The 13622-nt window shown below is 67.3% G+C and carries 8 protein-coding genes; 1 reads left to right on the forward strand and 7 read right to left on the reverse strand.

The window, feature by feature from the left end:
• Positions 1 to 146 precede the first annotated feature (146 nt).
• On the reverse strand, positions 147 to 1169 hold the full coding sequence (locus G537_RS0115625) for a BMP family lipoprotein (RefSeq protein WP_026870919.1): 1023 nt from the start codon (positions 1167 to 1169) through the stop codon (positions 147 to 149).
• A gap of 176 nt (positions 1170 to 1345) precedes the next feature.
• Complete coding sequence (locus tag G537_RS0115630; protein ID WP_026870920.1) at positions 1346 to 2119, reverse strand: LamB/YcsF family protein; 774 nt, start codon at positions 2117 to 2119, stop codon at positions 1346 to 1348.
• Between the two features lie 327 nt (positions 2120 to 2446).
• Between G537_RS0115630 and G537_RS0115635 the strand changes: the two genes are divergently transcribed.
• A complete protein-coding gene (locus G537_RS0115635; RefSeq protein WP_155888628.1) occupies positions 2447 to 5779 on the forward strand; it encodes a hypothetical protein in 3333 nt (1110 codons plus the stop codon).
• A 178-nt stretch (positions 5780 to 5957) separates the two neighbouring features.
• On the opposite strand, the gene G537_RS0115640 is transcribed toward G537_RS0115635, so the two are convergent.
• Genes G537_RS0115640 through G537_RS0115660 form a run of 5 tightly spaced genes read right to left on the reverse strand, consistent with a single transcriptional unit; the run spans position 5958 to position 13605 of the window.
• Entirely contained in the window at positions 5958 to 7604 is a 1647-nt protein-coding gene (locus tag G537_RS0115640; protein WP_026870922.1) for an ABC transporter ATP-binding protein, read from the reverse strand.
• The gene (locus G537_RS38200) at positions 7601 to 8740 is read right to left on the reverse strand and encodes an ABC transporter permease (protein WP_081688835.1); all 1140 of its coding nucleotides are present in this window, start codon (positions 8738 to 8740) and stop codon (positions 7601 to 7603) included. The genes G537_RS0115640 and G537_RS38200 overlap by 4 nt, the downstream gene beginning before the upstream one ends.
• Positions 8733 to 9842 (reverse strand): microcin C ABC transporter permease YejB, encoded by a 1110-nt coding sequence (locus G537_RS0115650; protein ID WP_026870923.1) that lies wholly within the window; start codon positions 9840 to 9842, stop codon positions 8733 to 8735. The genes G537_RS38200 and G537_RS0115650 overlap by 8 nt, the downstream gene beginning before the upstream one ends.
• Before the next feature lie 56 nt (positions 9843 to 9898).
• The gene (locus G537_RS38205) at positions 9899 to 11767 is read right to left on the reverse strand and encodes an extracellular solute-binding protein (RefSeq protein ID WP_051248459.1); all 1869 of its coding nucleotides are present in this window, start codon (positions 11765 to 11767) and stop codon (positions 9899 to 9901) included.
• Positions 11767 to 13605 carry an extracellular solute-binding protein gene (locus tag G537_RS0115660; RefSeq protein WP_026870924.1) on the reverse strand — a complete coding sequence of 613 codons (1839 nt, stop codon included), beginning with the start codon at positions 13603 to 13605 and terminating at the stop codon, positions 11767 to 11769. Before G537_RS0115660 ends, G537_RS38205 begins: the two co-directional genes overlap by 1 nt.
• Positions 13606 to 13622 lie beyond the last annotated feature (17 nt).

The raw sequence follows: 13622 nt of genomic DNA on the forward strand, positions 1-13622 counted from the left end.
TTCAATTTAGGGCTGTCATGCCCGGGCTTGACCCGGGCATCCAGAGAGCGTCGAGACCTTCTGGATTGCCGGGTCAAGCCCGGCAATGACACCGAGGAGAAACACCAAGGAAATAGACGAAGCCGGGCGGCACGGGAGATGGCGGCTCAGCGGGCCGCCGGGTCGGGCACGGTGATGCTGCCGTCGGCGATGGCGCGGCGGGCGGCCTCGACCGCCTCTTCCATGGCCGGGGTGACCAGCGGCCGGTTGTTCTGGTCGATCGCCCAGCCGACCGCATGCTCGCGCACGCCCAGCGTGACCACGCCGGCCTTCCAGGTGCCGGCCCGCATGTCGTCCAGCGAGCGCAGCACGGCGATGTCGACGCGCTTCAGCATCGAGGTCAGGACGGTGCCGGGGACCACGCCGTTCTGGTTGCTGTCGACGCCGATCGCCAGCTTCTCGGCGTCCCGCGCCGCCTGGAACACGCCGAGATTGGCCTCGCCGGCGACGGCGAAGATCACGTCGGCGCCGCGCCCGATCTGGCCGTGCGCGATCTCGCCCGCCCGGTCCCGGTCGCGGAAGGCGGCGGCATCGGCGCCGACATAGTCGACGAGGATGGCGATCCCGGGCCGCGTCGCCTTGGCACCGGTGGAGAAGCCGTCGGCGAATTTGCGCATCAGCGGGATGTCGGCGGCGCCGACGAAGCCGATGGTGCCGGTCTTCGAGGCCAGGGCCGCCAGAACGCCGACCAGATAGGCGCCTTCCTGCTCGCGGAAGACGATGGAGCGGATGTTCGGCCCTTCGGCGACGCCGTCGATCAGGACGAAGCGGGTCTCGGGATGAGCCTCCGCCGCCGCCTTCACTGCGTCGGCGTAGTAGAAGCCGACGGCGATGACCAGGTTGGCGCCCTGTTGCACCATGCTGTCGACCGCGCCGGCGAAATCGCCGACCTGCTTCAGCTCGGCCTCGAGATAGGCCTCGCCGGTCTCGTTGCGGAAGAACTCCAGCGCGTGCAGCGCGCCCTCGTTGAAGCCGCCGTCCCGCTTGTCGCCGAGGGCGTAGACGACGCCCGGCTTGACCGGCGCCTCGTCGCCGCCGCGCGTCGGCCCGTCCGGGACGTCGGCGGCCATCACGGACAGGCCGGCGACGGCCAGGGCCATGCTGGCGAGAACACTGCGGCGGTTGATCATTTCCGTCTCCGGACGGCAGGGCGGCGATGCGGGCATCGGACGGCCCGCGGCTCCGGAGATGGACGTGTTAAGGTTCGGTTACAAGAGCATGCTCTGCAACGGTCGTCTGCTGCGGAGGCGTGGAGTCCTCCGGTGCCTTTTCGGCGAATTCCGGACGATTCCAAGCCATCGCCGGGTCAGGCCGCCCGGTCCTTCAGCGCCACCAGGCGGATGCCGGCCTTCTCCAGCCGCTCGCGGATGCGGCGGGCGATGCCGACCGCCCCCGGCGTGTCGCCATGGACGCAGACCGTGTCGACCGGCACCGGGATGCGCCTGCCGCTGCGGCTGGTGACCGCCTGCTCCTCGACCATGCGCAGCACCCGCTCGGCCGCCAGGTCGGCGTCGTGGATCACCGACCCCGCGATCTTGCGCGAGGTCAGGGTGCCGTCGTCCTCATAGGTGCGGTCGGCGAAGACCTCGCGCACCACCGGCAAGCCCAGCTCCAGCGCCGCGCGCTCCAGCGCCGTGCCGGGCAGGACCATATAGGCCAGGGCCGGGTCGACCGATTTGATCGCCCGGCCGATCGCCAGCGCCAGGGCGTCGTCGACCATCGCCATGTTGCTCAGCGCGCCATGCGCCTTGACATGGGTGACGCGGTGGCCGACGGCCTTGGCCATGCCCTGGATGGCGCCGATCTGGTAGACGACATGGGCCTCGATGTCCTCGGGCGTCTCGCCCTGGATGACGCGGCGGCCGAAGCCCCAGAGGTCGAGGAAACCGGGATGGGCGCCGACGCCGATGCCGCGGTCGCGCGCCAGGGTCAGGGTCCGCCGCATCACGATCGGATCGCCGGCATGGAAGCCGCAGGCGACATTGGCCGAGGTGACGATCTCCAGCATCGCCGCGTCGTCGCCCATCTCCCAGGCGCCGAAGCCTTCGCCCATGTCGCAGTTCAGATCGACGCTCGCCATGGATCCAGTCCCGAAGTCGCTGTTCCTCGATATCGCATCTATGGACCTGGACGGCGTCGGCGGCAACCACCAGACCCGGTGCCGTCACCGGCCGGAGATACTCCGCAATGCGGAGGTGGCGGAGCCTGAATTCAGAGCGGTCGCGCCAGGTTTCGCGAAACTATGACATAATCATTACAATTTTCCTGTTGTGTGAACGAAGTCCTGATGTCATAGATGGTTCTCAAATCTGCAAGATTGAGCGCTCCAGAACTTCGGTGAACACCGTTCTGTCGCTGATCGAAGAGTCTGTCGATCGGCGACCGGATCTGTATTCGGGAGGGGCTGATGACGACTATTGCGGGATTGCAGGACCGTGGCCCTTCGCAGACGGAGCGGTTCAGGCACAACACCTCCGCCACGCTCTGGAACCAGACTCTGGACCGGAACAGACAAGGCCCGGGGACGGTCGTCCCGGCCTACAACGCGGCGCCGGGGAAGGAGCCGGTGGAGGCGCTCGACGGCAGCAACCCGGCGAACAAGAGTACCGACGGCCAGATCACATACCGGGCGCAGCAGGGCGACAACCTGACCGAGATCGCGCGAGGCCTGGGCTATGACGAAAATCTCGACCCCGCCGTGGCGCAGCGCCTCGGCTTCGACCCGGACCGGGACTATGCCGAGCAGTACGCCGAGCTTCTGACCCGGTTCAATCCCGAGCTGGAGGCCGATCCGGACGGCCTGCCCGAGACCCATGTCATCACCGTCCTCAGCGACGAGCGGGTGGAGCGGCTGCAGCAGATCTCGGAGATCGCCGGCGGCGCGGAGTCGATCGGCGACCTGCCCCAGGCCGAGCAGAACGAGCTGCAGGACCTCATCGACGCGGATCTGGTGCCGATCGCCGGGACGATGGACCAGGAGGATTTCGAGGCGACGCTCGACGAGCGGACCGCCCATCTGCGCGCGGTGCTGCCGCAGACGGAAGGCCTCTCGGAGCTGATCGACTCCCGGGCCGAGGATTTCCGGCTGAACATGAACGGGCTGTTCTCCGGCCTGCGCGACAGTGCCGCGCAGGCCGTGGAGAGCGGCGATTGGAGCGCGTTCCAGGGCGATGTGGAGGAGGCGCTGCGGCGCCGGATCTATCCGCCCCCGCCGGCCCAGACCTCCGACTTCGACATGGACCAGGAGGCGGCGGATTTCATTGCCGAGCTGTCCTTCTACGGCCCGATGGATCCCGACACTCTGGAGGTCGATCCGGACTATCTCGCCGCGCTTGAAGCGGCGCGCCACCAGGTGATGGTGGCCGATCCCGCCAGCCAGGTGACCGACGGCGCCTCCCTGGAGACGGCACTGACCGGCGTGCCGCCCGATCGCGCCGACCAGATCCTGGTCGAGCTGTCGGAGATGCCGGCGACGGGAGATTATGGGGACGAAGAGAATCCGCCGACCTCGCGGCTGGCCGAGATCGTCCATCCGCTGCGCGATGGAGACATCTCGGACGAGGACAAGGAGCTGATCGGCAACCTGAACGTCGTCGCGACGCAGGCCGGCGCCTCCGCTCCCGTCGACGATGACGGCCGCATGCAGATCAGCGACGGTGTCGCTCGCCTCGCGGCGCTGATGGCGGATGCGAACACCGGCGGTCTCGACCGGGATATGCCCAATGCATCCGGCGGTAACATGGCGCTGCGGACAGCGATCGTCGACAGCATCAGCCACGGCGACGGCGCGACCCTAGGGGTCGCCATGGCGGCGCATTATGCGGAGGAGGGCTGGGACGAGGCCGCCGACAACATGCTCCACACCGTGGCCTTCGGCGTGGAGAACCTGACGCCGGAGGCGCGGGAGGCGACCGAGGAATACGGGCGCCTGATCGGCGATCCCCAATGGGCCGGCAGCTATCTGGAGGGGCTGCGGGACGAGGAGGAGCTGGCCGACGCCATCCAGACCGTCCAGGACGGCAAGCTCGAGGACAATCCGGAGACGGTCTCCAAATTCGAGCGGCTCTTCGCCGGCGCCATGTCCACGGACGCGGTTCTGGAGGCGCTGCCGGAGTCCCTGCGGCACCTGGAAGGCGAGAACCTGGAAGGCTATGAGCGCCTGACGGACGCCAAGGGGGATCTGCGCCATCTCCTCGTCGGCAGCGAGGATGACGGAGACGACGCCCCGGCGCCGATGGTCCAGGTCGCGATGGCGGGAATGTCGGCGCCGCCGGAGGCCCTGACGCTGGCGGAGGTGGAGCGGCAGTTGCAGGACATCCCGGAGTTCGAGCAGTATGCGACGCTCTACCGGGACATCTCCGACACCGAATTCGATGCCGTGTTCGGAGATGTCCTGGACACCTACGACCGGATCCAGCGGCAGCTGGACGACCCGGATGCGGACATCATCGAGCTGCCTCCCGGCATGACGTCCCTGCCGCCCACCGTCCAGGAGGTGCTGGACGGGCTGGAGGGCAAGGACCGGGCGGAGGCGCTGAACGCCCTGCGCGACGAGCCGGTGCAGGGCGCGGCGCTGCTGATGACGCTGGAGGCGCTGGAGAACAGCCAGCCCAACGGCCCCAGCGGCGGCTTCGTCTCGCGCGAGATCAAGAATTCGGGCCTGCTGGTGTCCACCGTTCTGGCGCCGCCGTCGCCGATCACGCAGGCCATCGCCGACCGCGTGAATGCAGCCGGCGGCGGGGCGGAGCCGCGGGAGGGGCTGCTTGGCCGCCGGGCCGCGGCGATTCCCTCTGCGGGGATCAGCGGCGCGCTGAACATCTGGGGTGTCCGCGAATTCGCGGCGTCCGACCGACCCGACGACAAGGCCTGGGCGGCGGTCTTCGGCCTCCTGGCCGGCATGGACGTGTCGCGTGGGGCCGCGGCCGGCATCCAGAGCCTCCTGATCCCGCAGGGGCGGCATGTCCGGCCGGCCACCGGCCTTCCCAGCCTGTTCAACCAGGGTGGACGGCTGGATCGCATGACCCGGTTCGGTTATGTCGATGGGCCGGGCGTCTATCGCACCCTGGGCACGGCGTCCTCGGTCCTCACCGCGGGAGTCGCCGCCTGGACGGCGACCATCGAGTTCTCGAACGGCAATTATCTCGGCGGAGGCGTCTGGACCACGATGGGCCTCGCATCCGTCGCCACGGTTGCGTTCGCGGGTACATCCTGGGCCGGCCCGGTGGGATGGGCTGCCGCCGCCGTCTGGCTGGCCGGCGCCAGCATCCTGCACTGGCAGTCCAGCGAAAAGCAGCGCGAGTATTTCGAGGGGGACACGCGGGCGATCCTGGCCAATCTCGATCCGCCGGTGGATCCGGAGCGCGCCGAAATCCTGGCCGAGGGCCGGGACGATTTCGGCGCCTCCGACGAGGCGATGGGGCGGCCGCTGTTCCCGCTGCTCGAGCAGCTGGCCGAGTACCGCGGCTACGACACCCCGGAAGAGAAGCGGGAGTTCTTCGACTACATCCTCTACAACAAGGAGGAGTTGCCCAACGACATGCTGCGGGAGCTGTCGGACCGCACCACGAACTGGATGATGGTCGACATCGACGACGACAGCTACATGGTCGACACCGAGGTCCGCGGCTTCACCTGGAACCCGACCACGATCTCGCAGCTGAGCGACTGGATCGACGGCGTGCCGCGGGACGATATCGGTTCGACCAATCCCGGCATCAGGCTGCCGCCGCGCAGGAATTGACCGGCTGCCGGCGGACGCGGAGGCGCGGCTTAGGCCGGCGGTTCTTGGGAGTGGTCTTCCGGCCCACTTCCGTCATCGCGAGGCGCACAACGCCGTGGCGATCCAGGGGCCGGTGCCGCTGGATGGCCACGTCCCTTCGGGGCTCGCCATGACGGGTTAACGTTTCGGGCCGCCGGTATCAAACGGCGATCTCCGGCGTGTCCGCCGCCTTCAGCTCCAGCGCAGCCTTCAGCAGGGCCTGGGTGTAGGGGTGTTGCGGCGCCTCGAAGATCTGCGTCGCCGAACCCTGCTCCACCACCTTGCCGTTCTTCATCACGATCACCTCGTCCGACAGGGCGCGCACCACCTTCAGGTCGTGGCTGATGAACAGATAGGCCAGGCGGTGCTTCTCCTGCAGCCCGCGCAGCAGGTCGACGATCTGGGCCTGGACCGACATGTCGAGGGCCGAGGTCGGCTCGTCCAGCACCACGAATTTCGGCTTCAGCACCATCGCCCGGGCGATGGCGATGCGCTGGCGCTGGCCGCCGGAGAATTCGTGCGGGTAGCGGTGCCGGCTGGCGGGGTCGAGCCCGACCTCCTCCAGCGCCGCCACGATCATCCGCTCGCGCTCCGCCGCCGAGCCGCCGATGCGGTGCACCTGCAGCCCCTCCTCGATGATCTCGGCCACCGACATGCGCGGGCTGAGCGAGCCGTAGGGGTCCTGGAAGACGATCTGCATCTCCCGCCGCAGCGGCCGCATGTCGCGGAACTGCAGGCCCTGCAGCTCGCGGTCGCCATAGCGGATCGAGCCCTGGCTGGAGATCAGGCGCAGCAGGGCGAGGCCGAGCGTGGTCTTGCCCGAGCCGCTCTCGCCGACCACGCCGACCGTGTGGCCCTCGCGCACGGCGACGTCGATGCCGTCCACCGCCTTGACATGGTCGACCGTGCGGCGCAGCACGCCGGCCTTGATCGGGAACCAGACCTTGATCTCGCTGGCCGCGACCACGGTCCGGGCGTCGGCCGGGGCAGGGGCGGGGTTGCCCTTGGGCTCGGACGCCAGCAGGCGCTGGGTGTAGGGATGCTGCGGCGCGCCGAAGACGGCTTCGGTCTCGCCCTGCTCGACGATCTCGCCCTTGTTCATGACGCAGATCCGGTCCGCCATCTTGCGGACCACGCCGAGGTCGTGGGTGATCAGCAGCAGCGCCATGCCGAAGCGGCGCTGCAGGCTCTGCATCAGCTCCAGGATCTGGGCCTGGATGGTGACGTCCAGCGCCGTGGTCGGCTCGTCCGCGATCAGGATGTCGGGCTCGTTCGCCAGCGCCATCGCGATCATCACCCGCTGGCGCTGGCCGCCGGACAACTCGTGCGGATAGGCGTTCAGGCGCTGCTCCGGGTTCGGCAGCCCGACCAGGCGCAGCAGCTCCAGCACCCGGGCGCGGGCCTGGGCCTTGCCCATGCCCTTGTGCACCGACAGCACCTCGCCGACCTGCTTCTCGATCGTGTGCAGCGGGTTCAGCGAGGTCATCGGCTCCTGGAACACCATCGCGATCTTGTTGCCGCGGACCTCGCGCAGCACCTTCTCCGGCGCGCCCAGCAGCTCCTGCCCGCGATAGCGGATGCTGCCCTTGGGGTGCCGGGCGCTGGGATAGGGCAGCAGCTGCAGCACCGACAGGGCGGTGACCGACTTGCCCGAGCCGCTCTCGCCGACCAGCGCCAGGGTCTCGCCGCGGTCGAGATGCAGCGACACGCCCTTCACCGCCGGCACCGCGCCGCCGGGGATGCGGAACTCGACCGCCAGGTCGCGGATCTCGAGCAGCCTTTCGCCGGAGGTCGGAGTCTGGGTCATGGCGTCTGGGCCTTGGCGTCGATCACGGGGGTGGAGGCGGCGGCCGGGCCGCCGGCCGCCACCGTCTTGCGCGGGTCGAAGGCGTCGCGCAGCGCCTCGCCCATGAAGACGAGGAGGCTGAGCAGGATGGCGAGCGAGAAGAAGGCGGTGAAGCCGAGCCACGGGGCCTGCAGGTTGGCCTTGCCCTGGCTGACCAGCTCGCCGAGCGAGGGCGACCCCGGCGGCAGGCCGAGGCCGAGGAAGTCGAGGCCGGTCAACAGGCTGATGCTGCCGGTCAGGTTGAAGGGCAGGAAGGTGACGGTGGCGACCACGGCGTTGGGCAGCACGTGCTTCCACATGATCACCCGGTCCGGCTGGCCCAGCGCCCGGGCGGCGCGGACATAGTCCAGGTTGCGAGCACGCAGGAACTCCGCCCGCACCACGCCGACCAGGCTCATCCACTCGAACAGCAGCATGATGAACAGCAGCGTCCAGAAGCCCGGCACGAAGAAGGACGACATGATGATCAAGAGGTACAACTGCGGCATGCCTGACCAGATCTCGATCACCCGCTGGAAGATCAGGTCGGTCCAGCCGGCGAAATAGCCCTGCACCGCGCCGGCGAAGACGCCGATGACCGAGGCGATGGCGGTCAGGGTCAGGCCGAACAGGATCGAGAGGCGCAGGCCGTAGATCAGCCGGGCCAGCACGTCGCGGCCCTGGTCGTCGGTGCCGAGCCAGTTCACCGCCGAGGGCGGGGAGGGCGCGGGCTGGTCCAGGTCGTAGTTGATGGTGCGGTAGGAGAAGGGGATCAGGGGCCAGACCGCCCAGCCCTTGGCCTTGATCAGATCCTGCACATAGGGGTCGCGGTAATCCGCCTCGGTCTCGAACTCGCCGCCGAAGGCGGTCTCCGGATATGTCGCGAGGACCGGCACGTAGTAGTGGCCATCATACTTGACCAGCAGCGGCCGGTCATTGGCGATGAACTCGGCGAACAGCGTGACCAGGAACAGGGCGATGAACAGGTAGAGCGCGATCAGCCCGCGGCGGTTGGCGCGGAAATTGGCGATGCGGCGGGCGGTGATCGGCCGGATGCGGAAGCCGAGGAAGCGCGGATGGGCGAAATCCCGCCCCGGGGACAATGCGGCCTCAGACATTGCGGGCCTCGAAGTCGATCCGCGGGTCGACCAGCGTGTAGGTCACGTCCTGCACCAGCTTCATCACCAGGCCCAGCAGGGTGAAGACGTAGAGCGTCGCGAACACCACCGGATAGTCGCGCTGGATCGCGGCCTCGTAGCCGAGATAGCCGAGCCCGTCGAGCGAGAAGATCACCTCGATGAACAGGGCGCCGGTGAACAGCACGCTGATGAAGGCGGCGGGGAAGCCGGCGATCACGATCAGCATGGCGTTGCGGAAGATGTGGCCGTACAGCACCCGCCCTTCGGACAACCCCTTGGCGCGGGCGGTCAGCACATACATCTTGCCGATCTCGTCGAGAAAGGAGTTCTTGGTCAGCATGGTCAGAGTGGCGAAGCCGCCGATGACCATGGCGCTGATCGGCAGCACCATGTGCCAGAGATAGTCCAGGACCTGCTGCCACCACGGCATCATCGCCCAGCCGTCGGAGACGATGCCGCGCAGCGGGAACCAGGCGAAGTAGCGGCCGCCGGCGAACAGCACGATCAGCAGCATGGCGAAGAGGAAGCCGGGGATGGCGTAGCCGATGACCACGGCGCCGGAGGTCCAGACGTCGAAGCGCGAGCCGTCGCGCACCGCCTTGCGGATGCCGAGCGGGATCGAGATCAGATAGACGAGCAGCGTGGTCCACACGCCGAGCGAGATCGACACCGGCAGCTTGGACACGACGAGATCGACCACCCGCGCGCTCTTGAAGTAGCTGCGGCCGAAATCGAAGCTCAGATAGTCGCGCATCATCAGGTAGAATCGCTCGAGCGGCGGCTTGTCGAAGCCGAACTGCTTCTCGATCTCGGCGATGAAGCGCGGATCCAGCCCCTGGGCGCCGCGGTACTTGCTGGAAGCGGCGCTGCCGCCGAGGTCGGCATTGTTGGCCGCGCCGCCGAAATCGCTGCCCCCGCCCGTGACCCGGCCCATCGCGTCCGCGGCCGTGCCCTGGATTTGCGCGATCATCTGCTCGACCGGCCCGCCGGGCGCGAACTGCACGATGACGAAATTGACCACCATGATCCCGAACAGGGTCGGGATGATCAGCAACAGGCGCCGGATGATATAGGCGAGCATCGGTCAGGCTTTTGCCAGGGCGCGAAGGAGGCGACTATGTGCACGACGGATGCTTCTCACCGGCGCTGCCCCCGCAGAGATCGGGGATCGGAGCCGTCGAACCACCAGCTGTCCGGAAATCCGACGCCGTACTTCGGCCGGGTGGCCGGCCTCCCGAACATCTTCCAGTAAGCGAGGCGATGGGTATCGTCGTAGAAAGTCGGGATCGTCAGCCAGTTCCAAAGCAGATACCGATCAAGCGCGCGGCACGCGGCCACCTTCTCGTCCCAGGTCGATGCAGCTACGGCAATCTCGACTAGGGCGTCGATTACGGGGTCTTTGACCCCCGTCATATTCTCGTTGCCTTTCTCGTCGGCAGCTTCCGACTTCCATGCTCCACGGAGCTCCTGCCCGGGAGGATAGAAGATGTTCAGCGCCGTGACCGACATGTCGAAATCATAGTTGTCCATTCGGTTGATGTACTGTGGCACATCGACAAGCCGCGCTGTTGCCTTGATCCCGCCACGGGCAAGATTGGCGATGAAGGCGTTGACGATCTTCTCCGTCGGCTGGGAGGTGAACATGATCTCGAAGGCCATCGGCTGGCCGGTCGCAGTCTCGACCAGTGTGCCGTTCTGAACGGTCCAGCCCGCCTGAGAGAAAAGATCTCTTGCTCGCGCAAGGTTCGCACGGATGTTGCCGCTGCCGTCCGTCGTCGGCAGCCGGAAAGGTTCGGTGAAAATCTTGTCGGGGATCTTGCCTTTGAACTGGTTCAGGATCTCGAGCTCACGGCCCTCCGGCACACCAGTGGCTGCAAAATCCGTATTGGGAAAATAGCTGTCGACCCGCTTGAACAGGTTGTAGTGGATGGTACGCCGCGCCGTCTCGAAATCATAGAACTGCGCCAAGGCCTCCCGGACCCGGACATCACGGAATTGCGGCCGCCGGGTATTGAACCAGAAGCCTGCGAAATTGGCCGGCTCGTCCGAAGGGAGCGCTTCAAGGATGAGGCGGCCGTCCTTGACCGCAGGAACATTGGTGAAGCCGGTCGCCCATTCCTGGCTCTGCGTGACCTCGATAAAGTCGAACGCACCGGCCTTGAGTGCTTCATACATGACGTTGTTGTCACGGTAATAATCGTAGCCGATCTCGTCGAAGTTCCCGAGACCGACGTTCTGTGGCAGCGAACGTCCCCAGAAGTCAGGTACCCGCTCGTATACGATCGAGCGCCCCGGATCGACGCTCTTGATCTTGTAGGTGCTGCTGCCGAGAGGAGGGTCGAGGACGGGGTCGTCGAAAGTCCGGTTCTGCCACCAGTGCTTCGGCAGGATCGGGAAGGTGGCGATCGCCATGAGCAGATTGGGGTTCTGCAGCGACTTGGCGCTGAAGCGGACGGTGTGATCGTCCAGGGCTTCGATCCTGTCGACATCGGCGTAGAAGCGGATCCGAAGCCGCGGTGCACCCTTGTCGCGCAAGGTCTCGTGCGTGAACACGACATCGTGCGCCGTCATTGGCGTACCATCGTGGAAATGCGCCTCGGGGCGCATCTTGAATACCATCCAGGAATTGTCCTCGGCGTGTTCGATGCTGTGCGCGACATAGGCATAATACGCGGTCAGTTCGTCCGCGTTGGCGGCGATCAGCGCATCGTAGATAAGATTGAGGCCGGCGCCCGGCGTACCGCGGGTGATCAGGCTGTTCAGGCTGTCGAAGGTGCCGAAGGCCGCGAGGCGCAGTGACCCGCCGACGGGAGCGTCCGGCCTGACGTAATCCCAGTGCTTGAAGTCGGCAGGATACTTCGGCGGCAGCTTCAGCTCGGTAAGGGCATAGGTCTTTCCGGCGGAAGCGGCTTCGGCGTGGGCAAGCCTGCTGTTCAGGGCATAGCGCAGGAATGGCAGGCTGGCCGCCCCGAGGGCGAAGCTCCGTCGCGTCAGCATTGTCATCATCAGCCTCCTCGCTTCAGCGCCGCATCTTTCGCCGGATCGATCCACCAGGTCGAGGGAAAGGCGACGCCGTTCGGGTCGCCGAAGTTGCGGGACGGCTGCGTCTTCGGCATGCCGAACCGGTTCCAATAGGCCACCCAGGCGTCGGTCTTGCCCCATTGCGGGATCGCATAGCGGTTCCACAACAACACGCGATCCAGCGCGCGCGTCGCAACCTGCAGCGACGACAGGTCGCGGGCGGCCACCACCTTGTCGATCAGCGCGTCCACCACCGGGTTGCGGATGCCCATGACGTTGCCGGAGCCCTCGATCCCCGCCGCCTCGGAGCCGAAATAGCCGCGCAGCTCGCTGCCCGGCGGCGGGTAGAAGGTGTAGGCGAAGATCGTGACGTCGAAATCGAAGGTCTGGTAGCGCTTCTGGTACTGCGCCGCGTCGACGATGCGCAGGGTCGCCTGGATGCCCAGCTGCCGCAGCCGGTCGATGAAGGGCTGGGTCACGCGCTCGAACTGCGGGCTGTCGTCGAGGATCTCGAACCGCATCGGCTCGCCGGTGGCCATGTTGGTCATCACCCCGTCGCGCTGCTCCCACCCTGCCTCCTTGAAGAGGCGCAGCGCGGTGCGCATGGCGTCGCGCATGTTGCCGCTGCCGTCGGTCTTCGGCAGGGCGAAGGGGGTGTCGAACAGCGCGTCCGGCACCTGGCCGCGGAACGGCTCCAGCAGCGCCCGCTCTTCGCCCTCCGGCACGCCGGAAGAGTGAAAACCTTCGGCGTTGAAATAGCTGGTCATGCGGTCGTACAGGCCGAAGAACAGGGTCTTGTTGACCCATTCGAAGTCGTAGAGCCAGCCCAGCGCCTCGCGCACCTTCGGATCGGAGAAAGGGGCGCGGCGCAGATTGAAGAAATATCCCTGCATGCCGCGGGGATCCTCGCTGGCAATCTCGGCGCGGATGAGGCGGCCGTCGCGCACCGCCGGGATGTCGTAGCCGGTGGCCCAGAACAGCGAGGTGAATTCCTGCCGGAAATCGGAGTTGCCGCCTTTGAACGCCTCGAACTCCGCATCGCGGTCGCGGTAGTAGTCGTAGCGGATGCGGTCGAAGTTCCACAGGCCGCGGGCCGCCGGCAGGTCGCGGCCCCAGTAGTCGGGCACGCGCTCCCAGGCCAGGGTGCGGCCGGGGTCGACCGAGACGATGCGGTAGGGGCCGCTGCCGAGCGGCGGCTCGACCGTGTTCTGGCCGACGTCGCGGCCCGCCGCGGTCCACCAGTGCTTCGGCAGGATCGGCAGCACCGACGCCACCTGGCCGATCGGCTTCCGCGTGTCGCGGCTGGCGAAGGTGAAGCGCACCCGGCGGTCGTCCAGCGCCTCGGCGCCGGTCACGTCGCGGAAGAAGGACTTCAGGAACGGCCAGCCCTTGTCGCGCACCGCCTCCCAGCTCCACACCACATCCTCGGCCGTCACCGGCACGCCGTCGTGCCAGCGCGCCTCCGGCCGCAGGGCGAATACCGCCCAGGAGGCGTCGTCCGCCACCGTCACGCTCTCGGCCAGGAGGCCGTAATAGACGCCGGTCTCGTCCTGGCTCTCGACCATCAGCGAATCAAAGAGCAGGCCGATCGAGCGCGGCCAGGTGCCGATCGGGATCGGGTTCAGTGTGTCGAAGGTGCCGACCGTGCTCAGCACCAGGCTGCCGCCCTTCGGCGCGTCCGGGTCGGCATAGTCGAAATGGGTGAAGCCGGCGGGGTATTTCGGCTGCCCGAACAGGGCCAGGGCGTGGCTCGGCGCCGGTTCCTGGGCCGCAGCGGGGGCGGCGAGGGCGAGAGCGAGCAGGAGGGCATTGACGAGGCGCATGAGACTCCCGGGCCGGC

Origin of the sequence: Inquilinus limosus DSM 16000, from assembly GCF_000423185.1 — a bacterium.
GTDB lineage: Bacteria > Pseudomonadota > Alphaproteobacteria > DSM-16000 > Inquilinaceae > Inquilinus > Inquilinus limosus.